The sequence below is a fragment of the Neorhizobium sp. BETTINA12A genome (assembly GCF_023006485.1).
Classification (GTDB): Bacteria; Pseudomonadota; Alphaproteobacteria; order Rhizobiales; family Rhizobiaceae; genus Neorhizobium.
In genome coordinates, this window is sequence record NZ_JALBGW010000069.1 from 1 (window position 1) to 24,197 (window position 24,197).

The window sequence follows — 24,197 nt, forward strand, 5'->3', positions numbered from 1 at the left end:
CAAGCCCGCTGCTCCGGCCGCGACCGCTCCGGCCAAGCCCGCTGCTCCGGCTGCCAAGCCGGCTCCGGCTCCTGCACCTAAACCCTGATCGATCCCTCGACCCGCTGAATTTTATGGAAGCCCGGAGCAATCCGGGCTTTTCCTTTGGGGGTTCCCGTCCCTATATGTGAGCGACATCCCGCCGCCTGCTCTCAAGGAGAATACCATGACCGCCTATGACTATGATCTCTTCGTGATTGGCGGCGGATCGGGCGGCGTGAGGGCCGGGCGCGTGGCAGCATCGCTCGGCAAGCGGGTGGCGATCGCCGAGGAATATCGTTTCGGCGGCACCTGCGTCATCCGCGGCTGCGTCCCCAAGAAGCTCTTCGTCTATGCCTCGCAATATCACGAGCATTTCGAGGATGCGGTCGGCTACGGCTGGGAGGTCGGGGCGAGTTCGTTCGACTGGAAGAAGCTGATCGCCGCCAAGGACAGGGAGATCGCCCGCCTTGAAGGCCTCTATCGCAAGGGCCTGGAAAACAACGGCGCCGAAATCCTCGAAACCCGCGCCGAACTGGTCGGCCCCCACACGATCCGGCTCGTGAAGACCGGCAAGACGGTGACCGCCGAAAAGATCGTCATCGCGACCGGCGGGGCGCCCAACCCGCATGCGGCGCTGCCCGGCCACGAACTCTGCATCTCGTCCAACGAAGCCTTTGATCTGCCGGAACTGCCGCGCTCCATCCTGATCACTGGCGGCGGCTATATCGCTGTCGAATTCGCAAACATCTTCCACGGCCTCGGCGTCGACGTGACCCTGATCTATCGCGGCAAGGAAATCCTCTCGCGCTTCGACCACGACATGCGCCAGGGCCTGCACAAGGCGATGGTCGAGAAGGGTATCCGCATCGTTCTGACCGATGTGATCGAGGAGGTAACCAAGGCGGCAGCCGGTGGACTTGTCGCCAGGACGATGAACGGCGAGACGATCGCCGTCGACACCATCATGCTGGCGCTCGGCCGCGATCCGAACACGACGGGGCTCGGCCTCGAAGCCGCGGGCGTCGAGGTGAACGAGCGTGGCGCCATTGTCGTCGACAGATATTCCCGCACCAGCGTGCCACATATCTATGCGCTCGGTGATGTCACCGACCGGGTACAGCTGACGCCGGTGGCGATCCACGAGGCGATGTGCTTCATCGAAACGGAGTACAAGGGCAATCCGACCGCTCCGGACCACGACCTGATCGCCACCGCCGTTTTCTCGCAGCCGGAGATCGGCACGGTCGGTCTGTCGGAAGAGGAGGCCGCCAAGCGTTATCCGGAGCTTGAAGTCTACCGCGCCGAGTTCCGGCCGATGAAGGCGACGCTTTCGGGACGGGCTGAGAAGATGATCATGAAGCTGGTCGTCGATGCGCAAAGCCGCAAGGTGGTCGGCGCCCACATCCTCGGCCACGATGCCGGCGAGATGGCGCAGCTTCTCGGCATCTCGCTGAAGGCCGGCGTTACCAAGGACGATTTCGACCGCACCATGGCGGTGCATCCGACGGCTTCGGAAGAACTCGTCACCATGTACAACCCGAGCTACCGGGTGAAGAACGGCGAGCGCGTCTGACGCGCTCCCGGCTTCGGCGCCGCGTCAGCTGGTGATGCGCGGCGTGGCGACGATCTTCAGGAAAAGCGTCTGCATGGCCTGGGTGATGCCCTGGGTAGGGCTGACTTCGAAGTAAAGGCCCGGCGTGGCGCATTCCTCCATCTTGGCGGCGATCGTGCCTTGGAAGGGTGCGACCCAAGCCTTGTAGAAGTCGTTTTCGGGCAGTTCCAGATATGTCGTGTAGAGAACTGCGATGCGGACACCGCGCAGCTTGAGCGCGTCGCAGGCGGTGATGTCGATCGGCTCGATACAGCGGGTGCCGTTCCTGGCGCCCTTTGGACTGGTGCAGCCCTTCGGCTTGTAGCTGTCGCCCACGCCGTCGGCGACGAAGAAGACGATCTTCTGCCTGTCGATATTGCTGGTCCCGTTGCCGGGCACATCCTTGATTTCAGTGTTGATACCCTTCAGCGCGTCGTCGAAACTCGTCTGCTGGTCATCGTTGTAGTTCTGATAGGGAATGCTCATCAGAGTGATCTGGTTGGTCGCCTTGCTGACCTCGCCCAGATTGTAGTCGAGGTTTGCGACCTTGAAGAGCTTCGCATCCATGGCGGTCTTGCCGAATGTGTAGGCGGCCATGCGGAACTGGTTCGCGACCGTCTGGGTATCGGTGGCTTTCGCCATCAGCGCCTTGGTTGCGGCTGCTACCACGTCGATGCGGGTCGTGACGTTGTTGTTCTTGGCGACGTTGTAATAGCTGTTTGGGTCCTCGACGCCGTCCTCCGAGACGATGTGGCAGGCAAAGGCGCAGTTCGCATCCTTGCCCTTGCCATCAGATCCCAGGCGCGTGGCGTACTGCATCTTGGTCACGTCTGCCGGCGTCGCCCCGACACCCATCGAAGGCGTGTTGTCGAGCAGCATGTAGAAGTCGATGAACGACGGCGTCTGGTATTGCGCGGTGGCCTGGCCGGCAACGGTGATGTCATCCTTGCCGAGGATTGTCATGAAGGTGGTCGGCAAGGTGGCGCTGAATGATACGCGCGAGGTCAGGATACCGTTAGTCTTCACCAGGGCGATATCGACGCTGACGGGCAGGGTGGAAAGCTCACCGGACATCTGGCCGAGGAAGATGCTTCGGGCCTCGGCCGGATCGAGCGCCACGCTTCCGTCGCCCTGCAACTGCATAGCCTGGGCGACGGCTTTCGATTTTTCGGCGACCGCGCCGACAGCGGCCGCATCGGCTGCCCCGATGAGCTGTTGCTTGATGGTAAGTGCGTGGCCGAAATCAAGCGCCATACCGGCAGTTCCGATCAGCGGAACCAGCAGCAACGCGGTCATGACGCCGAAATTGCCGCGGCGATCTTTCCATAGACGTGTCATCGGATGCATCGCCTGCTCCCCAGCAAGAAATTTTCGGCGGGAGCGTTGCGCAAATTCGTGAAGTTGTAGCTAAGAACGATATTAAAAACCCGCGTATGTCTTGATTTCATACTGCATGCGATCCGACCGGCTGCTCCGAATATGGCGCGGACGAGTGGCGGTGAAAGCAGGCAAAACGGCTATGCAACGGGGCTGTTAAGGTTTATAAGCCGCCTCGATTTTAAAGACTTGCCCGGCGGAGGATGGCCGAGGCTGAAACAGGTGAGCGAGATGGCACAGAATTGGACCCCGAGCAGTTGGCGGCAGAAACCGATCCAGCAGGTCCCGGAATTCCCGGACAAGGCCGCGCTGGCAGCGACGGAAGCCCAGCTCGCCACCTTTCCGCCGCTCGTATTTGCCGGTGAGGCCCGCCGCCTGAAGAAGCAGCTCGCCAGTGTCGCGGAAGGCAATGCATTCCTGCTTCAGGGCGGCGACTGCGCCGAAAGCTTCGTCGAACACGGTGCCGACAATATCCGCGATTTCTTCCGTTCGTTCCTGCAGATGGCGGTCGTGCTGACCTATGGCGCTCAGCTTCCGGTCGTCAAGGTCGGCCGCATCGCCGGTCAGTTCGCCAAGCCGCGTTCGTCCAATGTCGAAATGCAAGGCGGCGTCGAACTGCCGTCCTACCGCGGCGATATCATCAACGGCATCGAATTCTCGCCGGAGTCGCGCATTCCCGATCCGGAACGCCAGATGATGGCCTACCGCCAGTCGGCCGCGACGCTCAACTTGCTGCGCGCCTTCGCGATGGGCGGTTATGCCAATCTCGAAAACGTCCACAAGTGGATGCTCGGTTTCGTCAAGGATAGTCCTCAGGGCGAACGTTACCGCAAGCTCGCCGACCGCATCAGCGAAACCATGGATTTCATGAAGGCGATCGGCATCACTGCGGAAAACCAGCCGAGCCTGCGCGAGACGGATTTCTTCACCAGCCATGAAGCGCTGCTGCTCGGCTACGAAGAGGCTTTCACCCGCGTCGACTCCACCTCGGGCGACTGGTACGCGACGTCCGGCCACATGCTGTGGATCGGTGACCGTACCCGCCAGCTCGACCACGCGCATGTCGAATATTTCCGCGGCATCAAGAACCCGATCGGCCTCAAATGCGGCCCGTCGCTGCAGGCCGACAACCTGATCGAACTGATCGACGCGCTCAACCCGACGAACGAAGCCGGTCGTCTGACGCTGATCTGCCGTTTCGGTTACGACAAGGTCGCTGACTCGCTGCCGAAGTTGATCCGCGCCGTCGAGCGGGAAGGAAAGAAAGTCGTCTGGTCCTGCGATCCGATGCACGGCAACACGATCACGCTCAACAGCTACAAGACCCGGCCCTTCGACCGGATCCTGTCGGAAGTCGAAAGCTTCTTCCAGATCCATCGTGCGGAAGGCACCCATCCAGGCGGCATCCATATCGAGATGACCGGCAAGGACGTCACCGAATGCACCGGCGGCGCGCGCGCGGTGACGGCGAGCGACCTGCAGGACCGTTACCACACCCATTGCGACCCGCGCCTCAACGCTGACCAGGCACTGGAACTGGCCTTCCTGCTCGCCGAGCGGATGAAGAGCGGCCGCGACGAAAAGCGGATGGTCGTCAACGGCTGAACCGCCGCGCATGATCGTTGAAAAATCGAAGAAGGCCGGCGACGCCGGCCTTTCCGTATCTTGATATAGCTTCCGTTGATGATCATCATCAGCGGAATAGATTTGACCTCGCGGCCCACGCCCGCGACACTGGGCCGTCGCTTCGTCGAGGATGGTGCATGCAGCAGAAGAACAGCGGTCGTTGCCTGTGCGGTGCGATCCGGTTTGAGACGGTAGGTCCGCTGCGGACAGTCACGGCCTGCCATTGCTCGCAATGCCGCCGCCAGACCGGGCTTTATTATGCGGCGACCAGCGTTCGTGCCGAAAACATGACGCTCCAAGGCGAGGAGGCGCTGAGCTGGTATCGCGCCAGCGATGAAGCGCGGCGCGGCTTCTGCTCGCAATGCGGCTCTGCGCTGTTCTGGCAGGCGGAGGGCGCGGCAAGCATTTCGATCCTGGCGGGCGCTTTCGATCAGCCGAGTGGACTTGTCATGGGCGAGCATATCTATTGTGCCGACAAGGGAGATTTCTACGAACTGCCGGAGGACGGCGTGCCTCATTATCCGGGCGATCGTCCCGCATCTGCCTGAACCATAAAAAACTCTCGGAACAACGTTGCCGCCGTCTGCTGCGGACATTAAATCGGTACCATGACCCAGGATATCAGCCAGACATTTCGTATCGCCGTTGCCCAGCTCAACCCGACAGTCGGCGATATTGCCGGCAATCTGGCGCTGGCCCGAGAAGCCCGAAGAGATGCCGCCCGCGAGGAGGCGGATCTCATCCTCTTCACCGAGCTCTTCCTGTCCGGTTATCCGCCGGAGGACCTCGTCCTGAAACCGGCTTTCCTCAACGCCTGCCTGAAGGCGGTGGAGGAGCTTGCCGCCGATACGGCAGACGGCGGCCCCGGCGTCATCATCGGCTTCCCACGTCAGGGAAAGGAAGGCCGGCACAATTCGATCGCCGTGCTCGACGGCGGCAAGGTGATCGCCGTGCGCGACAAGATTGACCTGCCGAATTACGGCGAATTCGACGAGAAGCGCGTCTTCATCGCCGGTGACATGCCGGGCCCCGTCAATTTCCGCGGCGTGCGGCTCGGCATTCCGATCTGCGAGGATATCTGGGGCGATCTCGGCATCTGCGAGACGCTCTCGGAAAGCGGGGCGGAAATCCTGCTCGTACCGAACGGTTCGCCCTATTTTCGCGGCAAGGTGGATATTCGCCATCAGGTCGTTCTGAAGCAGGTGATCGAGACCGGCCTGCCGATGATCTACGCGGCCCAGCTCGGCGGTCAGGACGAACTGGTCTTCGACGGCGCAAGCTTCGCCTTCAACACCGACAAGTCGCTCGCCTTCCAGATGAGCCAGTTCGAGGCGGCCGTCGCCGTCACCGAATGGAGACGGATTGGCGAGACCTGGCATTGCGCCCGCGGACCGATGGCCCGCATTCCGGAAAAGGAGGAGGCGGATTACCGTGCCTGCCTTCTGGGCTTCCGCGACTACGTCAACAAGAACGGCTTCAAGTCGGTCGTTCTCGGCCTGTCCGGCGGCATCGACAGTGCCATCTGCGCGGCAATCGCTGTCGATGCGCTTGGCGAGGAGAGGGTGCGCACGGTGATGTTGCCCTATCGCTATACGTCGGAGGACTCGTTGAAGGATGCAGCCGATTGCGCCAGGGCGCTCGGCTGCCGTTACGATATCGTGCAGATCGCCGAGCCGGTGGACGGTTTTTCGTCGGCGCTGGCCGAGCTGTTCGAAGGAACCGACGAGGGGATTACCGAAGAGAACCTCCAGAGCCGCGCCCGCGGCACGATCCTGATGGCGATCTCCAACAAGTTCGGTTCGATGGTGGTGACGACCGGCAACAAGTCGGAAATGTCGGTCGGCTACGCGACGCTCTACGGCGACATGAACGGCGGCTTCAATCCGATCAAGGACCTCTACAAGATGCAGGTCTACGCGCTGGCCGCCTGGCGCAACGAACACCTGCCGCCGACGGCTCTTGGCCCAAGCGGCGAGGTGATCCCGAAGAACATCATCTCCAAGGCGCCGTCCGCGGAACTCAGACCCAACCAGACCGACCAGGATTCGCTGCCGCCCTATCCGGTGCTCGACGACATTCTCGAATGCCTCGTCGAACTGGAAATGGGCACCGAGGAGATCGTCGCCCGCGGCCACGACATCGCGACTGTTCACCGGATCGAACACCTGCTCTATCTCGCCGAATACAAGCGGCGCCAATCGGCGCCGGGCGTCAAGATCACCAAGAAGAATTTTGGCCGCGACCGGCGTTATCCGATCACCAACCGTTTCCGCGATCGATAGGAGAGGATCATGGCCCCGCGCAGCTCCGTCGAGATCTTCAATATCCGGACGAGGGCGATGCGGGTGGTCTGGCAGACGGAAGCCCTGTTCGAGGCGCCCAACTGGTCGCCGGACGGGCGCTACCTGATGCTCAACAGCGAGGGCCTGATCTATCGTCTGTCACCGGAGGGTGATGACGGGCCTGAACCGGTCGATACCGGCTTTGCCCGCCAATGCAACAACGACCACGGCATTTCGCCGGACGGTTTACTGATCGCCATTTCCGACAAGGTAGAGTTAGGCAAGTCGGCGATCTATGTCCTTCCCGCCGGTGGCGGCGTGCCGCGGCTGGTAACCCGGAACCTGCCGTCCTATTGGCATGGCTGGTCGCCGGACGGAAAAAACTTCGCCTATTGCGGCATCCGCGGCGACGAGTTCGACATCTATACGATCGGCATCGAAGGTGGCGCAGAGACGCGGCTGACGCTCGGCGAGGGCCGCAATGACGGGCCGGATTATTCGCCGGATGGAAAATGGATCTATTTTAATTCCAGCCGCACCGGGCTGATGCAAATCTGGCGCGTTCCGGCCGCCGGCGGCGTCGCGGAGCGGATCACCGACGGCGGTTACGGTGACTGGTTTCCACATCCATCACCGAAGGGTGACAAGATCGTCTTCATCTCCTACGACGCCGATGTCTTCGACCACCCGCGCGATCTCGACGTCCGCGTCAGGCTGATGGACATGGACGGCGGCAATGTCGAAACGGTGTTCGAGCTCTTCGGCGGGCAAGGCACGATGAATTCGCCGAACTGGTCGCCTGATGGCGATGAGTTTGCCTATGTGCGCTATTTCCCTGTCGCATGAACGCCTTGCGCCGAAGATAGCGTGAGGGCATAAACGATCCTGTCAGGTGCCGGCGACAAGCCGGAGAATCGGGAATCCGGGGTGGAACCGGAACGTGCCCAACGCTGTGAGGTGGACGCTCGGCCGCAATATATGAAAGCCACTGGGAAACCGGGAAGGCGGCGGTGCAGGCGGATGAAGCCAAGTCAGAAGACCGGCCTGACGAGATAGACCAGCCCGCGCGGACGGCGGAACGGTTTCGGACCTCTTTTTGCCCAAAGGCTTCAAGCCGGGAAGGCGAGGGAGCGACGGCATTGTTGGGGACTTGACGATGCAGACTGATCCTTTCGCCCATGCCTTGCTGCCTGCCGGCGAGTTTTCCAAGGTCGAACGCGCCGCCGTCTACCGGGCGATCGAGACACGCCGCGACGTGCGCGACCAGTTCCTGCCCGATCCGCTGCCGGACGACCTGGTGATGCGGCTGCTCGGCGCCGCGCATTCGGCACCCTCGGTCGGCTTCATGCAGCCTTGGAATTTCATCCTCATCCGCGATCCGGCGGTACGCGAGGCGGCTCGTGCCGCCTTCTCGCGAGCCAATGACGAGGCCGTGGAGATGTTTGCCGAGGAAAGCCGCGACCTTTACCGCAGCCTCAAGCTCGAAGGCATCGTCAAGGCGCCGCTGTCGATCTGCGTTACCTGCGATCCGGACCGCGCCGGTCCGGTCGTGCTCGGCCGGACCCACAATCCGCGCATGGATGCCTATTCGACCGTCTGCGCCGTGCAGAACCTCTGGCTCGCGGCAAGGGCCGAGGGCGTCGGTGTCGGCTGGGTCAGCATTTTCCGCGACGAGGACGTGCGTGCGCTGCTCGGCATTCCCGACCGCATCGAGATCGTCGCCTGGCTCTGCCTCGGTTATGTCGACCGGCTCTATGGCGAGCCCGAACTGGCGCTCAAGGGCTGGCGCCAGCGCTTGGGCCTGGACGCGCTGATCTTTCAGGACCGATGGGACAGCCGCTGATTATTGCTGCGGCTGTGGTCCTGCCGATTTCGGATTGGTGAGATCGATACCCGCTTCGGGCAGGAAGGTCGGCCCCACGGTGCGCACCTTTTTGCTTGGGTCGTATGGCCGCTCCGGCGGTGGCGTGAGCACTGGCGGCGGGACTGCGGTCGCCTGCGGCTTTTGCGGTGGGTGGGTGCGCAGATTGGTAATTCCGGAATAAGGCTCCTCTTGCCTGGGAAGCTCGATGCCCGGCACCTTTCGCTTATCGTCGACTACAGGCGGCAACGGCTCGAAAGAGGGGATGCAGCGTTGTTCGCGAATGGCGGCGAGAATGGCATTCCGCTCTTCCGAGGGCAGGATCATCTGCCGCGAACCGTTGCGTTCCGCCATCAGCGTATCGCGGCTCTGCTCCATTCTTCCCAGCGCATCCCGCATCTGGCCGCAGACCTCGGCATTGGGGCCGCCGAGAACCACGACGCTGCCGTTGCCGCAGCCGGCGCGGCGCATGTCGACCCGCAGTTCGCGGATGTCGGCATTATATTCGCCGAGCTGCTGGGCAAAGCTGCGCGCCGCGGACGTGTTGCCGATGATTTCCGGGCTGTTTCCAAGTTTCCGGTAAAGCGCTGCGCAAACGGCGGGGTCTCCCGCCAGCGCTGCGGCAGGCAAAAACAAGAGCGGTATGGTCAGCAGGCCGCGAAGCGGTATCGGCAATTCCGGCATCCTCTCCTTTAGTAGAAGATGCCATCATGGAACGTGCCGGTTGATAATCTCATAAGGCCGCGATCACCGCACGGTGAAATCTATCCAGGGGCCGGCTGAGCCCCGGACGGGGCTCAAATCATCGCATCGAGAGAGTTATACAACTCAGGATTGAAATTGCAGATTAGGTTGCGATGCTTCCACGACGGCGAGTGCCGCCATGTTCACCACGCCGCGCGACGTGACCGAGGACGACAGGATATGCGCCGGCTGGGCCGCCCCGAGAAGAATCGGGCCGACATGCAAGGCATCCGTGAGGTTGCGGACCAGACCGAGCGAGATGTTGGCCGCATCGAGGTTCGGGAAAACCAGCAGGTTGGCTTCGCCGGTTAGCGAACTGTCCGGCATGGCCCGCTTGCGCAGCGTTTCCGACAATGCCGAACCACCCTGCATTTCGCCGTCCACTTCCAGTTCCGGCGCCCGCTGGCGCACCAGCTTCAGGGCAGCCCGCATCTTCTGGGCGCTTTCCGAATCGCGCGAGCCGAAATTCGAGTGGCAGATCAGCGCCGCCTTCGGAGCGATACCGAACCGGCGGATTTCCTCTGCCGCCAGAATGGTGATCTCGGCGATCTCCTGCGCGGATGGGTTGTAGTTGACGAACGTGTCGGTGAAGAACATCGCTCCGCGCTGGGAGATGACCAGGCTGAGGCCCGAGAAGGCGCAGACGCCCGGCCGCTTGCCGATGATCTGGTTCACGTCGCCGAGATGCTTGTCGTAACGGCCCTCGACGCCGCAGATCAGCGCGTCCGCATCGCCGCGCTTGACCGCCAGCGCACCGATTACCGTATTGTTGGTGCGCACGATGGTGCGCGCCGCTTCCGGATTGATGCCTTCGCGGCCGACCAGTGCGAAATATTCGTCGACATAGTCCCGGTAGCGCGGATCGTCTTCCGGGTTGACCACTGCGAAATCGACATTCGGCCGGATACGGATGCCGAACCGCGCCAGTCGCGCCTCGATGACCGAAGGACGGCCAATCAGGATCGGGGTTGCGGTCTTTTCCTCGAGCAGAACCTGGGCTGCGCGCAGCACCCGTTCGTCCTCGCCTTCGGAGAAGATCACCCGGTTCTTTTCGGAAACCTTGGCGGCGCTGAAGATCGGCTTCATGACGAAACCGGAGCGCCAGACGAAGCGGTTCAGCTGGTCGAGATAGGCCTCGAAATCATGGATAGGCCGCGATGCGACGCCGGTCTCGGCAGCTGCCTTTGCGACCGCAGGCGCAATGCGCAGGATGAGGCGCGGATCGAAGGGCGAGGGGATCAGATAGTCTGCGCCAAAAATCGGCGACTCGCCGGAATAGGCGCGCGCCGCGACGTCGGAGACTTCCTCGCGGGCAAGTGCTGCGATGGCCTTGACCGCCGCCATCTTCATTTCCTCGTTGATCGTCCGGGCGCCGCAATCGAGCGCGCCGCGGAAGATATAGGGGAAGCACAGGACGTTGTTGACCTGGTTCGGGAAGTCCGAACGGCCGGTGCAGATCATCGCGTCGGGACGGGCGGCGCGGGCAAGCTCCGGCATGATTTCCGGCGTCGGATTGGCAAGCGCCATGATCAGCGGCTTTTCCGCCATCTGTGCCAGGAGTTCGGGCTTCAGCACACCGGCTGCGGACAGGCCGAGAAACACGTCGGCGCCACCGATGCTGTCGGCAAGCACACGCTTGTCCGACTTCTGGGTGTAGATTTCCTTCCACTCGTCCATCAGCGTATTGCGGCCGTCATAGACGAGGCCTTCAATGTCGTGGACCCAGATATTCTCCTTCTTCGCGCCGAGCGAAACGAGGAGGTGCAGGCAGGCGAGTGCCGCAGCACCCGCGCCCGAGGTGACGATTTTCACGTCGGCGATGTTCTTGCCGGCGAGCTCAAGCCCGTTCAGGACCGCGGCGGCGACGATGATCGCCGTGCCGTGCTGGTCGTCGTGGAAGACCGGGATGTTCATCTTTTCGCGCAGCCGGCGTTCGACTTCGAAACATTCCGGAGACTTGATGTCTTCGAGGTTGATGCCGCCGAAGGTCGGTTCCAGCGCCGAAACCGTCGAGACCATCGCCTCGATGCCGGGCGCGTCGATCTCGATGTCGAAAACGTCGATGCCGGCGAATTTCTTGAAGAGGACGGCCTTGCCTTCCATGACCGGCTTGGAGGCCAGCGGGCCGATATTGCCGAGCCCAAGCACGGCCGAACCGTTGGAGACGACGGCGACGAGGTTGGCGCGAGCGGTATAGTCCGCGGCCAAATCCGGGTTGTCGCGGATCGCCAGACATGGGGCTGCAACGCCCGGAGAATAGGCAAGCGCCAGGTCGCGCTGGTTGCCGAGCGGCTTGGTCGCCTGGATCTCCAGCTTGCCGGGCCGCGGATAGCGGTGGAAGAACAGCGCCTGCTCGTCGAGATCGGCATTGGCTGGGGAAGTTACGGGCATATTCGATGTCATTGCGACCTCGGCGTCTTTCTCGGGAATGGGTCCCTCAATACAACAAATCGAACGGGGGTCCATCCCAGATATTTGCCTCGCCGAATAAAACAAAGCCCGGAGAGGCGCTTGGCCTCTCCGGGCTTTTCGTCGTCTGGGTCAAGGCCCTTATGTCACGCTCTTCGTATCAGCCGCCGCTTTTCGACAGCATGATCCGCATTTCGGCGCCGAAGGTCTTCAGAGCCTGTGCTTCCGGCGTCTTGCCGAGCACGATCGCTTCCCAGACCGATGGTTCCTTGGCGCGGATCGCCGGCATTGCCGGCGGGCGCGAGCGGACAAAGGCCACGTCGAGCTGCTTGATGGCAACCGAATAACCGGGCTCTTCAGCGATCGCTTTCTTGGCGATGTCGACGTCGGCGGTCTTCTTCATGATCGGCAGGTAGCCGGTCTCGACGAAGGTGATCGCATTGATTTCCGGGCGCGAGATGAATTTCAGGAACGCCCAGGCGCCCTTGCGATGGGCTTCGTCGGAGGCCGAGTTGATGCCGATCGTCGCACCGCCGATCGGGGCAGCGCATTTGACGCCGCAAGGCAGCGGGGCAACGCCGAGATCGAACTTCACCGCACCGCGGAGCGCGCCGAAACCGCCGGTCGAATCGAAATTGATCGCGGCCTGGCCGCTGGTGAAATATTGGCTGCCGAGGCTTTCGTTGATCGCCGCTGCTTCCGGCGAAACCTTGTCCTTGCGGATGAGGTCGGCCATGTAGGTATAGGCGCCGATCGAGGCGGCGCTATCCATCAGAACGGAATTGTCCTTGGGGCTGACCCATTCGCCGCCGGCCTGTGCAACGAAGGCCCAGCGCACGAACTGGCCGAGCCCGATGACACCCCACTGCTTGACGTCATTGCCCTGGCGAACCGTGAGCTTGGCGGACATCTGGCGCAATTCATCCCACGTCTTCGGCGGTGCATTCGGGTCGAGGCCTGCAGCGCGGAAGGCGTCCTTGTTGTAGTACATGACCGGCGTCGAGACGTTGAACGGCAGCACATAGGATTTGCCGAGATATTTCGGGCCTTCGAGCGCGAACGGCTGGTACTGGTCAAGGAATTCGGCGCCTTCCTTCTGAAGGTAGGGGTCGAGCTGCTCGAGCACGCCGGAATCGGCGAACAGGCCGTAGCGGGTGACTTCCAGCATCATGAGGTCCGGCGCCTGGCCGGCCGGGATTGCGGCCTGCAGCTTGGTGGTCGTGTCGTCGTAATTTCCGGTATATTCGGCCTTCAGCTTGTACTCGCTCTGCGAGGCGTTGAACTTGTCGACGATCTGGTTGACCGCGTCCGTGCCCTTTTTGGCGAGCGAATGCCAGAAGGTGATTTCGACGGGGGCGGCAAGCGCCGGCTGGCCCGCAAGCACCGCGACGGCGGCCGCGATAAGCAGTTTCCTCAACATCCCATTCTCTCCTTTTCGTTGAAACGGCGGTTGAAATACCGATTCGACGGCCCAGACCGCTATCGCGAAAGGGTAGGAAGGGGACGTTACAGGCGAATGACGCGGGGAGTGGAAAATGTCACGAGACTTTCGCACTGGCCCGCTAAGTCAAAGCGTGACCTTGGGAAAACGTTGGAATGCGATGCGGATATTGAGGCCCTATCTCTATCTTCTGCCCTGTGTCGGGCTGCTCGGCCTCTTCATCTATTGGCCAATCGTCTATTCCGCCTGGCTCAGCATCCACCAGACCAATATCCTCAACGGCCGCTCCAGATATGTGGGCTTCGACAACTATCTTGAGCTGTTCGGCTCGGACCAGTTCCATCATTCCCTCTGGGTGACCTTTCTCCTGATGCTGGTGAGCGTGCCGCCGCGACTGATCCTGGCGCTGGCGCTTGCCCATCTCCTGAGGGAAAGCCATGCTTTTGCACGGCTGCTGCGGGGCGTCTATTTCCTTCCCTATGTCACCAGTTCCGTGGCGATTTCGGTGATCTGGAGCTGGATGTTCAACACCGATATCGGGTTCATCAACCTGACGCTCGGCGCCATCGGCATCGGCAAGGTTCCTTGGCTGCAGGACGTCAACCTGGCGCTGGTCGCGGTCGGCATCGTGGCGATCTGGAAACAGCTCGGTTACGATACGCTGCTGTTCATTGCCGGGCTCAATGCCATTCCTGACGACTATTACGAAGCCGCGCGCATCGACCGGGCAGGGCGCTGGCGCCGCTTCAGGGACATCACCTTTCCATTGGTCGCGCCGACCACACTGTTCCTGCTCGTGGTCTCGGTGATCGACAGTTTTCAGATCTTCACGCTCGTCAACGTCATCACCCGCGGCGGGCCGGCCAACGGCACCGACGTTCTGATGAATTTCCTCTATTATTTGAGCTTTACCCTGTTCGACATCTCGACAGGATCGGCATTGGCCGTGCTCCTGTTCCTCGGGCTGGTCGCCATCACGCTCGCAAAGCTCGCCTTTGCCAGGGACAAAGTGAATTATGACCTTTCCTGATCGTCTCCTCCATTTCCTCGGCTGGGCGGGGGCGGCGCTGCTCGGCCTCGGTGTGGTCTTCCCCTTCCTGATCGGCATCGGCGCCTCGCTGCTCGCACCATCCGACCTCCTCAATCCCAATGTCGCCGAATGGTCGCTGCATCCGGACAATTATCTGCGGGTGTTCACCGAGGCAGGGCTCGGCGCCTATTTCATGAATTCGATCATAATCGCGCTGTCGACCACCGTCGGTACGATGATCACCTCGATCCTTGCGGCCTATGCCTTTGCCCGCATGGAGTTCCGTGGCCGCAACATGCTGTTCTGGGCGGTGCTCGGCACGCTTACCATTCCGGAACTGATCTGCATCATTCCCAACTACCTGCTGATGGCCAAGATGAAGCTGGTGCCGAGCATCTGGGCGGCGGTGCTGCCCCAGCTTGCCTCCGGTTTCGTGACCTTCTTCCTGCGCCAGCATTTCATGGGCGTGCCAAAGGTCTACGAGGAGGCGGCACGCCTGGACGGCGCCAGCCATTTCAAGATCCTGATCGACGTCATCGTGCCAATCTGCTGGGCCGCGATCGCCTCGATGGCGCTGTTTGCCTTCATCGCCCAGTGGAACTCCTATCTCTGGCCGCTGATCGTGCTGCGCGGCGATACGCAGACCGTGCAGATCGCGCTCGCCAACCTGCAGGCGTCGGTGCGCGAACAGCCGTTTACCGACTGGCCCCTGATCCTTGCGGCGAGCTGCGTAGTCCTGTTGCCGAGCATCGTGTTTTTCTTATTTGCCGAACGCCAGCTGGTGCAGGGCGCGGGTCTCGGCGGCATCAAGTGAGGTTTCGAATGACCAAGATCGCATCCCATCGCGGCGGCACTCATTTATGGCCGGAAAATTCCAGGCTCGCCTTCCGCCAGACCACCGCGCTGCCGGTTGAACTCGTCGAATTCGACGTCCACCACACTGCCGACAAGGTTCTGGTCGTCCACCACGATGCAACGATCGACCGGATGACCGACGGCAAGGGCGAGATCGGCAGGCTCACCTACGAACAACTGTCGAAATTCGTCATCGTCGGCGCGGCAGGTGAAACCATTCCGACCCTCGACGAGGTGATCGACATCTTCGCGCTGTCGCCGGTCGACCTGCGCCTCGAGATCAAGACACGGCCGGATGGGACCGCCTACGAGGGCATGGAGGAGGCGATTGTCGAGCGGCTGGTCGCCAGCGGCATGTTTTCCCGCTGCATGGTGACGAGTTTCTCGCTGGAGCGGCTCGACGCCTTCCGAAAGGCGCTTGAGGCGGCCGGCCACAATGTTTCGGAGCTTCTCGGCTTCGTATGGCTCTGCTCGCCGGCAGTCATCCGCCAGGTGGGCTGGGTCGGCGTTGACGCCGCCTTGGCCGCCTATGGAGTTTTCGAGATCGGCATTCGTGCCGAAATGATCTCCGCGCTCGCAATTGCCCCGTTGAGCGACCGCGGCGTGATCATCCACGGATGGGCCGCGCACGACATCGAAATGGCAACGCGGATGTTCGATCTCGGTATCGCGAGCTTCACCACCGATCGCCCGGATATCGCGATTGCGACCCGCGCCAAGCGGGAGATGAGGTAGTCATGCGGCATCCTGTCATCATCCTGAAACACGAGTCTGGTTTTGAAGCCATCAGAAGCGGCAGCGAAAGGACGACTTCGTGACCGGTGAGATGGATACAAGGCATTTCAGAACGCTCTTCATTTCGGACGTCCATCTGGGCTCCAAGGCCGCCCGAACGGACTTCCTCCTGGATTTCCTGCGCTATCATGAAGCGGATACCATTTTCCTGGTCGGCGACATCGTCGACGGCTGGCGGCTGAAGCGCAACTGGTATTGGCCGCAGGGCTGCAACGACGTGGTCCAGAAACTGCTGCGCAAGGCGCGCAAGGGCACCCGCATCGTCTACATTCCCGGCAACCACGACGAGTTCCTGCGCTCCTTCCCGGGCACGCATTTCGGCGGCATCGAAGTCGCGGAGCGCGAAATCTACGAAATGGCCGACGGCAAGAAATACCTTGTCCTGCATGGCGACGAATTCGACGTCGTGGTCCGCAATGCACGCCTGCTCGCCTATCTCGGCGACTGGGCCTATGATGCCGCGATCGTCATCAACATCGGGCTTGCCGCCATTCGCCGCCGTCTCGGCATGCCCTACTGGTCCTTCTCCGCATGGGCCAAGCTGCAGGTCAAGCACGCCGTCAATTTCATCGGCGAGTTCCAGCGGGTTGTCGCCGACGAAGCCCGTCGCAACAACGTCGACGGCGTCATCTGCGGCCATATCCATCACGCCGTGATGGAGGACATCGACGGCATCCACTACGTCAACACCGGCGACTGGGTGGAAAGCTGCACTGCGATCGCCGAGAATTTCGATGGCACGCTGGAAATGATTTCCTGGCAGGACATCGTCGCGACGGCCGAGATCAAGGCCTTGCCGGCGCCGCAATCCGTCGGGGACATGCGGGCCGCCTGAGTGGCCCGCGACAGACGGCGGGCCGGTCAGAGGGCCATTTCTTGCCATAGGCAGGCATGAGGGTGTGTGTTAGGTAAGCTGAAACTTCAGCAACCCACCCGTGAAATCGTGATTCCCTCAAATACGGCGCAGACAGCGCCCCGGTTCTTCCAGTTGCGCTGTGCGATTGCCTATGGGGCGCCGCTCGGGGTGAATGGCGTGATTCTACCCTATCTGCCCGTCTGGCTCGACGGGCTGGCCTTCACCGAATTCGAAATCGGCATCGCGCTTGCCTCGCAGCTTTTCCTGCGCGTGGCTGCCGCTCCGGTGGCGGGACTGCTTGCCGACCGTATGACGGAACGGACCCTGATGCTTGCCTGGTCCGGCGCCTTGTCGCTGCTGACGGCATTCGCCATGTTCTTCACCCGCGACTTCTGGCCGGTCTTGATCATCGTCGCCATTCAGGCTGCGGTCTTCGCACCCTATGCGCCAATCGTCGAATCGATTGCCGTGAGCGGTGTCCGGCGCTGGGGCTTTCAATATGGCTCGATGCGCGTCTGGGGGTCCGTCGGGTTCGTGGCCGTGACGCTTCTTGTCGGCGAAATGCGCGGCTTCCTGGGTTTGCAGGCCATTCCATCGGCGATAGCGGTCGGCTTTCTGCTGACCGTCGCTGTGGCGTTCGCGGCGCCCAGGCTCGGCCGGGCGGTTATCAGGCCGGACCCCGACAGGATGCCCCAGCCGAGTTCGCTGAAAAGGCTCGACCTGCACGTGCTGATGATCGGCGCGTCGGTGGCGCAGGCAGGGCATGGCATGTTCTATACGTTCGGCACGATTCACTGGCAGCAGGTCGGGTTTTCAAGCGGCTCGATCGGCGTGCTCTGGAGCGCTGCAGTCGTGTCGGAAATCCTGGTCTTTTTCGCCGCCGGCTGGATTGCGCGAAGGATTTCGCCGTGGACGCTGATGCGAATCGGCTGTGCGGTCGCGGTGCTGCGCTGGACCCTGTTTCCGATGCCGCTCGATTTCTGGGGATATCTGGCGCTGCAGGCCACCCACGCCTTCACCTTCGCCTTCGTGCATATCGGCATCCAGCATCGGTTGGTCGAGGCGGTGCGAGAGGATCAGGAGGCCTCGATGCAGGGTGCCTATGTGTTCTACAATGGCGTCTTCCTGGGCCTGTCGACGGTGCTTTCCGGCGTGCTCTACCGCCAGTTCGGCCTGACCAGCTATGTTGCCATGTCCGTCCTGGCGCTTGTCGGCCTGTCGATCATTGCATTTGCAGCGAAACTTCAGCCCCAGAGGTCAGCTTCCGGCGGATAGACGAGAGAGCCTTCGTAGCGTAGCCCGCCCGGCCGGTCGCGAGCCAGCAGCAGCGGCCCGTCGAGATCCGCGTAGTCCGCATCCTGGGCAAGCAAAACGGCCGGCGCCATGGCAAGCGAGGAGCCGACCATGCACCCGATCATCACGGCAAATCCAAGCCGCTGCGCTTCCGCCTTCATCGCCAGTGCCTCGGTAAGGCCGCCGGTCTTGTCGAGCTTGATGTTGACCACGTCGTAGCGGTCGCGAAGGTTTTCCAGGTCCTCGGTGGCATGCACGCTTTCATCGGCGCAGACGGAAACGAGGCGGCGGATACGGCCAAGCGCCGCATCCTGCCCGGCCGGCAATGGCTGTTCGATCAACGACACATTCGTTTCGGCGGCGATTGCCATATGGCGGGCGAGGTTTTCCTCCGTCCAGCCTTCGTTGGCATCGACGATGATTCGCGCTGCCGGCGCGGCGTCGCGAACGGCCCTCAGCCGTGCTTCGTCATTATCGGTTCCGAGCTTGACCTTGAGAAGCGGCCGTTGCGCGTTCCTGCCCGCCTCGGCTGCCATAGCCTCGGGTTCGCCCAGCGACAAAGTGAAGGCCGTGACGAAGGGTTTGCGGCTGGTGGCGCCGATCATATCGGCAACGCGCCGTCCACCGAGCTTCGCCTTGAGGTCCCAAAGGGCGCAGTCGACGGCGTTTCGCGCGGCTCCGGGCTTCATCCGCCTCTGCAATTCTTCGCGCGTCAGGCCGGCGCGGATGGCATCGGCGATCGCTTCGATCTCCGCCATCACACCGTCCAGGCTTTCGCCGTAGCGCTTGTAAGGCACACATTCGCCGCGGCCGGAAATGCCGTTTTCACTGACGACACAGGTGATGACTTCCGCTTCGGTCTTGGAGCCGCGGGAAATCGTGAACGACCCGGAGATTGGAAACGTCTCTATTGTGGCTTCGAGGTGACGGCTCATGGTTTTACGCGTCCCGTTGTGGCAAATCCCTATGACGCAGCTATATTGCCGGTCTCGAAAGTGCGATCAACCGCATCGTGTTGAAACTCCTGACAAGCTTGAAGCGCGAAAGAAACACGTGACGTCCCAGCCAGCCGAAATCAAGGCCGAAGATATGCCCGGCGGCGACGGTGAACGGTACGTGCTGGCCGGCGAATGGCGCGGCCCGACGATTGCGCCTGTGCTCAAGGAGTTCGAGCGGTTTGAGCATGCCAAGAACCGCGGAAAGGTGGAGATCGATCTTTCCGGCATAACCGGCGTCGATACCGCCGGTGCCTGGCTCATTCGCCGGCTGATGACCGCCAAGGGCGGGCAGGGCGGGGAACCGGCCCTGGTCGGCGGCGAAGGCCCGATTCGCGAACTGATCGACGTGCTGCCCGAACATACTCCCGCGCCGCCTGCAGACGGCGCAAACAAGGGAAACCTGTTCGAACGGCTGTTTGCGCCGGTCGGCGAGGTGATGGTTTCGCTCGGCGGCGATTTCTACGCGGCCATGCATATCCTGGGATCGGCGGTCCGCGGTGCGCAAATGAAATTCGGCCGCGGCGCCGGCGTCTCGCCGGCCTCGGTCGTCACCCATATCGACCGCATGGGCGTGCGCGCCGTGCCGATCATCGTGCTGATGTCTTTCCTGATCGGCGCGATCATCGCCCAGCAGGGCGCCTTCCAGCTGCGTTACTTCGGCGCCGAAATCTTCGTCGTCGATCTGGTTGGTATCCTGCAGCTTCGCGAGATCGGCGTGCTCCTGACGGCGATCATGATCGCCGGCCGTTCGGGTAGTGCGATCACCGCCGAAATCGGTTCGATGAAGATGCGCGAGGAGATCGACGCCTTGACGGTGATCGGCCTCAATCCGGTCGGCGTGCTGATTTTCCCGCGCCTGGTGGCGCTGACGGTGGCCCTGCCGCTCTTGACGATCCTTGCCAATTTTTCGGCGTTGTTCGGGGCGGCCGTCGTCGCATTTGCCTATTCCGGCATTACCTTCGATACCTATCTGTCGCGCCTTCACGAGGCGATCGACCATACCTCCGTCGCTTCGGGCATGATCAAGGCGCCGTTCATGGCGCTGGCGATCGGCATCGTTGCCGCCGTCGAAGGCATGAAGGTGGGCGGCAGCGCCGAATCGCTCGGCCAGCACGTCACCACCTCGGTGGTGAAGTCGATCTTCGCCGTCATCTTCATAGATGCGATGTTCGCCCTTTTCTATTCCGCGATCGACTTCTGATGGAGAACGATTTGGAAGAGGCGCCGCAGACCGCCATCAAGGACAAGTCGAACGGCCGGCAGGTGGTGCTGTCGGTGCGCGACCTGACGGTCGGCTTCGGCAATAAGCTGGTGCTCGACCACCTGAACCTCGACATCTACCGCGGCGAGATCCTGGGTTTCGTCGGTGCATCCGGCACCGGCAAATCGGTGCTGATGCGAACCGTGCTCAGTCTTCTGCCGCACCGTTCCGGCACGATCCACATTCTCGGTGCCGATTACGACACCGTCTCGGAAGACGAGCGCATGGCGCTCGATACGCGGCTCGGCGTGCTTTTCCAGCATGGAGCGCTGTTCTCGGCCCTGACGGTGAAGGAAAACATCCAGCTGCCGATGCGCGAATATCTCGATCTGCCGCAGTCGCTGATGGACGAACTTGCCTACCTGAAGATCGAGATGGTCGGCCTGCCGCCTGATGCGGCAGACAAATATCCATCCGAACTGTCGGGCGGCATGATCAAGCGCGCTGCGCTTGCACGTGCCCTGGCGCTCGATCCCGACCTCGTTTTCCTTGATGAGCCGACGTCCGGCCTCGACCCGATCGGCGCTGCCGATTTCGATGCTTTGATCGCCAGGCTGCGCGATACTCTGGGATTGACGGTCTACATGGTGACACACGACCTCGACAGCCTGTTCTCGGTTTGCGACAGAATTGCTGTGCTTGGCGAGAAACGGGTCTTGGTCGAGGGTACGCTTGAGGATATGTTTGCCTGTGACGATCCATGGGTACAGTCCTATTTCCGCGGCAAGCGGGCGCGATCAGTCGTGGTCCAAGAAAAGCAGCCTGCGGCAGAAGTAAAAGAGTGACGTAATCTATGGAAACCAGAGCCAACTACGCCCTTGTCGGTTTCTTCACCTTGCTGGTGATCGCTGCCGCTTTCGGCTTCGTCTATTGGATGGCGCAATCGGGCCGTGGCGGACCGACGGCCGAACTGGCGATCCGCATCCCCGGATCGGCGAACGGCTTGTCCGTCGGCTCTCCGGTCCGGTTCAACGGCATTCCGGTCGGTTCGGTTCGCAGCCTCACCATCGATCCGGATGATCCGCGTTATTCGATCGCGTTCACCGAAGTGCGGGCCGATGCTCCGGTCTATCAGTCCACCCAGGCGGCGCTCGAAGTGCAGGGCCTGACGGGTGCGGCCTATATCGAGCTTTCCGGCGGCGCCAAGGGGGAGGAGAACATCCTCCAGAAATCGATGGAGAACGGCCGGCCTGCGGTGCTGATCGCCGAACAGTCGAGCGTCACCAACCTGCTCGCCACCGCCGACAAGATCCTCGAACGCGCCGACAAGGCGATCGGCGACATCCAGGGGTTTGTCGCCGACGCACGGGGTCCGTTGACCCAGACCATCCGCAACGTCGAGACTTTCACGTCGGCGCTTGCCCAGAATTCCGACAGCATCGACAAGTTCCTGAACAGCCTCTCGACGCTCTCGGCGACGATCGACCGGGTCTCCGGAACGCTCAACTCCACCCTTATCGCAGCTGAACGGCTGGTGAAGGCGATTGACGCGGAAAAGATCAATGCCGTGGTCTCCAATACCGAGCGCGCCACCCGCAACATCGCCACCGCCTCGGATAAGTTCGACGACCTGGTAACCAATGTCAGGAACGCTGCCGCCAACTTCGAAAAGGCGGGTTCGGACGCCCAGGCCCTTCTGAAACGTGCCGATGGCGTGCTGGGTGCCGTCAATACCGATCAGGTCGCCACCACGATCCGCAATATCACCGCCGCTTCCGAGGATGCCCGCCAGACCATCGGCTCGGCCCGCGGCGTTGTCGACAATTTCGCCCACCGGAAGGACGATATCGACCGCGCGATCGGCGATTTCACCGATCTGGCAAAGAAGCTCAACGACGCTTCGAGCCGCGTCGACGGTATCCTTGCCAAGGTGGACGGGCTTGTGTCGAGCGACGACTCGCAAGGCCTGTTTGCCGAGGCGCGCAAGACGCTCGAATCCTTCCGCACCATGGCCGACAATATCAATGGCCGAGTCGGCCCGATCGCCGACAACCTGTCGCGTTTTTCGGCGGGCGGCCTGCGGGACATCCAGACGCTGGTTAACGACGCGCGCCGCACGGTGCAGTCGCTTGACCAGACGATCAACAATTTCGACCAGAACCCGCAGCGGCTGATCTTTGGCGGCGAGACGGTGAAGCAGTATGACGGCAGAACGCGGCGGTAGGCGGGGCATTTTCAGTGTTGGAAAGAGTGGGGTTTTGATGACCGGTTCGGAGGTTCTGATGCGACGCGCGGCCCGTGCCCCGGTTCTGCTTGCGCTGCCGCTTGTCGCGGCACTGTTGGCTGGTTGCGGCAGCAAGGCCAACAACGACACGTTCGACCTGTCGATCACCCCCTCGGGCCAGGGCCCATCCGCCCGCAACCGGCAGATCCTGGTGCCCGAACCGACAGCGCTCAAGCTCTTGAATAGCGAACAGGTTGTTGTGCGCGTTTCAGCTTCCGAAATCCAGTATCTGGCCGACTCCCGCTGGGGTGACCGTCTGCCGGCGCTCGTCCAGTCGAAGCTCGTCGAAGCCTTCGAAAATTCCGGCCGTCTCGGCGGCGTCGGCAAGCCGGGGCAGGGCCTGGCGATCGATTACCAGATCGTCACCGATATCCGCGCCTTCGAGGTGACGGCTGGCAGCCCCCGTCTCGCCAACGTTGAAATCTCGGCCAAAATCCTCAACGACCGCAACGGCACGGTGCGCGCCCAGAGCGTGTTCAAGGCGACCGCCCCGGTCTCGGGTGCCGAGAACCGCAACTTCATCGAGGCGCTCGACCGCGCCTTCGCCAAGGTCGGCGCTGAGATCGTCGACTGGTCGCTGAAATCGATGTGATGCTCGCAGGACCTGTCGGTTCCGGCGGGTAAAATCGTTCGTATCCAATCAGATCGCTGCTGATGCCCATTGGGGCTTTTGCTTCGAAGCTGAACTGTCACGACCCCTCGCTTTCGACGAACATGAGAGCATCCATCGCAGTCGTGACGGTGAAACCGATCTGGAGTTTCGGTGGGTGCTGCCAACGCTTGATAACTTGAATGCGTTCGACCTGGAGCCTCGGCCTGGCCGTAGCCTTCTCAAAACGATTCCGGAAGAGACGAAGCACATCGTTCACCGCGATGGACCGGCTACCTAGACCCTGTCCGGAACGATAGCTCTTCCGGTTCTTGGAGACGCTACCCCTCCCAACCGGCCCCTCAAATTCCCGGACCTGTATCGAATAACCGACAAAAAAAGCCGCCCCGAAAGGCGGCTTTTTAAGTATCGGTTGTTCCGATCCAGCTCTTAGTTGAACCGACCGGCGGCGTGGGCCAGCATCGTGTAGACCTTGCCCGTATCCGAGGTGAGGTAGCTCTGGGTTACCGTCTTGTCGCGGTCGGTGCGGGCGACGTCGGCGAGCAGCTTTTCGAAATCGGCGATGTAGCGGTCGACGGCGGTGCGGAATTCCGGTTCGCGGTCGTACTTGCGCTTGATCTCGTCGAAGGTCTGCTGACCCTTCAGCGTGTAGAGGCGACGGGTGAAGACGTCGCGTTCGCCGCGCTGGTAACGCCGCCACAGGTCGACCGATGCGTCATGATCGATGGCGCGGGCGATATCCACCGACAGCGAGTTCAGCGATTCCACCATATGGCGGGGATTGCGGTTGTCGCCGTTGCCGCGCGGAGCGGGGGCCGGCTCGGCCGCACGCTGTGCCGGAGGCTGTTGCTGACGCGGTGCAGCGGCAGGCGTCTCAGTGAACTCGTCACGCGATGCGCCGCGCAGCAGATCGCTGATCCAGC

At 61.9% G+C, this 24,197-nt stretch carries 21 protein-coding genes and 1 riboswitch; of the genes, 15 read left to right on the forward strand and 6 right to left on the reverse strand.

Annotated features, from left to right (window positions below; translation table 11 throughout):
- The first annotated feature begins 205 nt into the window (after positions 1 to 205).
- The gene (gene gor, locus MOV61_RS17150; protein WP_247137440.1) at positions 206 to 1,594 is read left to right on the forward strand and encodes a glutathione-disulfide reductase; all 1,389 of its coding nucleotides are present in this window, start codon (positions 206 to 208) and stop codon (positions 1,592 to 1,594) included.
- A 24-nt stretch (positions 1,595 to 1,618) separates the two neighbouring features.
- On the opposite strand, the gene MOV61_RS17155 is transcribed toward gor, so the two are convergent.
- Complete coding sequence (locus MOV61_RS17155; RefSeq protein ID WP_247137441.1) at positions 1,619 to 2,959, reverse strand: TadE/TadG family type IV pilus assembly protein; 1,341 nt, start codon at positions 2,957 to 2,959, stop codon at positions 1,619 to 1,621.
- 261 nt (positions 2,960 to 3,220) lie between these two features.
- On the opposite strand from MOV61_RS17155, the gene MOV61_RS17160 reads away from it, so the two are divergent.
- The 5 genes from MOV61_RS17160 to bluB all read left to right on the forward strand — a co-directional run bounded on the left by MOV61_RS17160 (position 3,221) and on the right by bluB (position 8,740).
- The gene (locus MOV61_RS17160) at positions 3,221 to 4,594 is read left to right on the forward strand and encodes a class II 3-deoxy-7-phosphoheptulonate synthase (protein ID WP_247038314.1); all 1,374 of its coding nucleotides are present in this window, start codon (positions 3,221 to 3,223) and stop codon (positions 4,592 to 4,594) included.
- 158 nt (positions 4,595 to 4,752) lie between these two features.
- Positions 4,753 to 5,163, forward strand: a complete 411-nt coding sequence (locus MOV61_RS17165) for a GFA family protein (RefSeq protein WP_247137442.1) — start codon at positions 4,753 to 4,755, stop codon at positions 5,161 to 5,163.
- Between the two features lie 60 nt (positions 5,164 to 5,223).
- Complete coding sequence (locus tag MOV61_RS17170) at positions 5,224 to 6,897, forward strand: NAD+ synthase (protein WP_247137443.1); 1,674 nt, start codon at positions 5,224 to 5,226, stop codon at positions 6,895 to 6,897.
- Positions 6,898 to 6,906: 9 nt separating this feature from the next.
- Entirely contained in the window at positions 6,907 to 7,743 is an 837-nt protein-coding gene (locus MOV61_RS17175; protein ID WP_247137444.1) for a TolB family protein, read from the forward strand.
- Between the two features lie 27 nt (positions 7,744 to 7,770).
- Positions 7,771 to 7,960: riboswitch (cobalamin riboswitch) on the forward strand.
- A gap of 93 nt (positions 7,961 to 8,053) precedes the next feature.
- Complete coding sequence (gene bluB, locus MOV61_RS17180) at positions 8,054 to 8,740, forward strand: 5,6-dimethylbenzimidazole synthase (protein WP_247137445.1); 687 nt, start codon at positions 8,054 to 8,056, stop codon at positions 8,738 to 8,740.
- Here the strand turns inward: bluB and MOV61_RS17185 are convergent, their stop codons facing one another.
- From MOV61_RS17185 to MOV61_RS17195, 3 genes are all read right to left on the reverse strand, one after another.
- Positions 8,741 to 9,442, reverse strand: coding sequence for a hypothetical protein (locus MOV61_RS17185; RefSeq protein ID WP_247137446.1), 702 nt, complete (start codon positions 9,440 to 9,442; stop codon positions 8,741 to 8,743). It lies immediately after the preceding gene.
- Between the two features lie 144 nt (positions 9,443 to 9,586).
- Positions 9,587 to 11,893: an NADP-dependent malic enzyme gene (locus tag MOV61_RS17190; protein ID WP_408962393.1), complete on the reverse strand. Its 2,307-nt coding sequence runs from the start codon at positions 11,891 to 11,893 to the stop codon at positions 9,587 to 9,589.
- Positions 11,894 to 12,071: 178 nt separating this feature from the next.
- Positions 12,072 to 13,331 carry an ABC transporter substrate-binding protein gene (locus tag MOV61_RS17195; RefSeq protein ID WP_247137448.1) on the reverse strand — a complete coding sequence of 420 codons (1,260 nt, stop codon included), beginning with the start codon at positions 13,329 to 13,331 and terminating at the stop codon, positions 12,072 to 12,074.
- A gap of 181 nt (positions 13,332 to 13,512) precedes the next feature.
- Between MOV61_RS17195 and MOV61_RS17200 the strand changes: the two genes are divergently transcribed.
- The 5 genes from MOV61_RS17200 (at position 13,513) to MOV61_RS17220 (ending at position 18,163) form a co-directional block, all read left to right on the forward strand.
- On the forward strand, positions 13,513 to 14,382 hold the full coding sequence (locus tag MOV61_RS17200) for a carbohydrate ABC transporter permease (protein WP_038542808.1): 870 nt from the start codon (positions 13,513 to 13,515) through the stop codon (positions 14,380 to 14,382).
- Positions 14,369 to 15,196, forward strand: a complete 828-nt coding sequence (locus MOV61_RS17205) for a carbohydrate ABC transporter permease (RefSeq protein WP_247137449.1) — start codon at positions 14,369 to 14,371, stop codon at positions 15,194 to 15,196. Before MOV61_RS17200 ends, MOV61_RS17205 begins: the two co-directional genes overlap by 14 nt.
- A gap of 8 nt (positions 15,197 to 15,204) precedes the next feature.
- Positions 15,205 to 15,972 carry a glycerophosphodiester phosphodiesterase family protein gene (locus MOV61_RS17210; RefSeq protein ID WP_247137450.1) on the forward strand — a complete coding sequence of 256 codons (768 nt, stop codon included), beginning with the start codon at positions 15,205 to 15,207 and terminating at the stop codon, positions 15,970 to 15,972.
- Positions 15,973 to 16,063: 91 nt separating this feature from the next.
- Complete coding sequence (locus MOV61_RS17215; RefSeq protein ID WP_080719155.1) at positions 16,064 to 16,867, forward strand: UDP-2,3-diacylglucosamine diphosphatase; 804 nt, start codon at positions 16,064 to 16,066, stop codon at positions 16,865 to 16,867.
- Positions 16,868 to 16,933: 66 nt separating this feature from the next.
- A complete protein-coding gene (locus MOV61_RS17220; protein WP_408962394.1) occupies positions 16,934 to 18,163 on the forward strand; it encodes an MFS transporter in 1,230 nt (409 codons plus the stop codon).
- Here MOV61_RS17220 and dgcA read toward each other — a convergent pair.
- On the reverse strand, positions 18,133 to 19,116 hold the full coding sequence (gene dgcA, locus MOV61_RS17225; protein ID WP_247137452.1) for an N-acetyl-D-Glu racemase DgcA: 984 nt from the start codon (positions 19,114 to 19,116) through the stop codon (positions 18,133 to 18,135). The two genes, MOV61_RS17220 and dgcA, sit on opposite strands and share 31 nt — an antisense overlap.
- Before the next feature lie 154 nt (positions 19,117 to 19,270).
- Between dgcA and MOV61_RS17230 the strand changes: the two genes are divergently transcribed.
- The 4 genes from MOV61_RS17230 to MOV61_RS17245 are packed head-to-tail and all read left to right on the forward strand — an operon-like array spanning position 19,271 to position 23,256.
- On the forward strand, positions 19,271 to 20,380 hold the full coding sequence (locus MOV61_RS17230) for an ABC transporter permease (RefSeq protein ID WP_247137455.1): 1,110 nt from the start codon (positions 19,271 to 19,273) through the stop codon (positions 20,378 to 20,380).
- Entirely contained in the window at positions 20,380 to 21,225 is an 846-nt protein-coding gene (locus tag MOV61_RS17235; protein ID WP_247137453.1) for an ABC transporter ATP-binding protein, read from the forward strand. Before MOV61_RS17230 ends, MOV61_RS17235 begins: the two co-directional genes overlap by 1 nt.
- Positions 21,226 to 21,233: 8 nt before the next feature.
- Entirely contained in the window at positions 21,234 to 22,604 is a 1,371-nt protein-coding gene (locus MOV61_RS17240; RefSeq protein ID WP_247038336.1) for an MlaD family protein, read from the forward strand.
- A gap of 37 nt (positions 22,605 to 22,641) precedes the next feature.
- Positions 22,642 to 23,256: an ABC-type transport auxiliary lipoprotein family protein gene (locus tag MOV61_RS17245; protein WP_038542822.1), complete on the forward strand. Its 615-nt coding sequence runs from the start codon at positions 22,642 to 22,644 to the stop codon at positions 23,254 to 23,256.
- A gap of 447 nt (positions 23,257 to 23,703) precedes the next feature.
- On the opposite strand, the gene MOV61_RS17250 is transcribed toward MOV61_RS17245, so the two are convergent.
- Positions 23,704 to 24,197 (reverse strand): hypothetical protein (locus MOV61_RS17250; RefSeq protein WP_247137454.1); only part of this gene is annotated, 494 nt, incomplete at its 5' end.

What these genes read in the sequence shown, in the direction of transcription:
- MOV61_RS17235 (WP_247137453.1), top strand. Translation starts at nt 20,380, where the DNA reads ATGGAGAACGATTTGGAAGAGGCGCCGCAGACCGCCATCAAGGACAAG.
- MOV61_RS17160 (WP_247038314.1), top strand. Translation starts at nt 3,221, where the DNA reads ATGGCACAGAATTGGACCCCGAGCAGTTGGCGGCAGAAACCGATCCAG.
- MOV61_RS17205 (WP_247137449.1), top strand. Translation starts at nt 14,369, where the DNA reads ATGACCTTTCCTGATCGTCTCCTCCATTTCCTCGGCTGGGCGGGGGCG.
- MOV61_RS17245 (WP_038542822.1), top strand. Translation starts at nt 22,642, where the DNA reads ATGACCGGTTCGGAGGTTCTGATGCGACGCGCGGCCCGTGCCCCGGTT.
- MOV61_RS17185 (WP_247137446.1), bottom strand. Translation starts at nt 9,442, where the DNA reads ATGCCGGAATTGCCGATACCGCTTCGCGGCCTGCTGACCATACCGCTC.
- MOV61_RS17200 (WP_038542808.1), top strand. Translation starts at nt 13,513, where the DNA reads ATGCGGATATTGAGGCCCTATCTCTATCTTCTGCCCTGTGTCGGGCTG.
- MOV61_RS17190 (WP_408962393.1), bottom strand. Translation starts at nt 11,893, where the DNA reads ATGCCCGTAACTTCCCCAGCCAATGCCGATCTCGACGAGCAGGCGCTG.
- MOV61_RS17230 (WP_247137455.1), top strand. Translation starts at nt 19,271, where the DNA reads ATGCCCGGCGGCGACGGTGAACGGTACGTGCTGGCCGGCGAATGGCGC.
- bluB (WP_247137445.1), top strand. Translation starts at nt 8,054, where the DNA reads ATGCAGACTGATCCTTTCGCCCATGCCTTGCTGCCTGCCGGCGAGTTT.
- MOV61_RS17215 (WP_080719155.1), top strand. Translation starts at nt 16,064, where the DNA reads ATGGATACAAGGCATTTCAGAACGCTCTTCATTTCGGACGTCCATCTG.
- gor (WP_247137440.1), top strand. Translation starts at nt 206, where the DNA reads ATGACCGCCTATGACTATGATCTCTTCGTGATTGGCGGCGGATCGGGC.
- MOV61_RS17165 (WP_247137442.1), top strand. Translation starts at nt 4,753, where the DNA reads ATGCAGCAGAAGAACAGCGGTCGTTGCCTGTGCGGTGCGATCCGGTTT.
- MOV61_RS17195 (WP_247137448.1), bottom strand. Translation starts at nt 13,331, where the DNA reads ATGTTGAGGAAACTGCTTATCGCGGCCGCCGTCGCGGTGCTTGCGGGC.
- MOV61_RS17170 (WP_247137443.1), top strand. Translation starts at nt 5,224, where the DNA reads ATGACCCAGGATATCAGCCAGACATTTCGTATCGCCGTTGCCCAGCTC.
- MOV61_RS17175 (WP_247137444.1), top strand. Translation starts at nt 6,907, where the DNA reads ATGGCCCCGCGCAGCTCCGTCGAGATCTTCAATATCCGGACGAGGGCG.
- MOV61_RS17240 (WP_247038336.1), top strand. Translation starts at nt 21,234, where the DNA reads ATGGAAACCAGAGCCAACTACGCCCTTGTCGGTTTCTTCACCTTGCTG.
- MOV61_RS17210 (WP_247137450.1), top strand. Translation starts at nt 15,205, where the DNA reads ATGACCAAGATCGCATCCCATCGCGGCGGCACTCATTTATGGCCGGAA.
- dgcA (WP_247137452.1), bottom strand. Translation starts at nt 19,116, where the DNA reads ATGAGCCGTCACCTCGAAGCCACAATAGAGACGTTTCCAATCTCCGGG.
- MOV61_RS17155 (WP_247137441.1), bottom strand. Translation starts at nt 2,959, where the DNA reads ATGCATCCGATGACACGTCTATGGAAAGATCGCCGCGGCAATTTCGGC.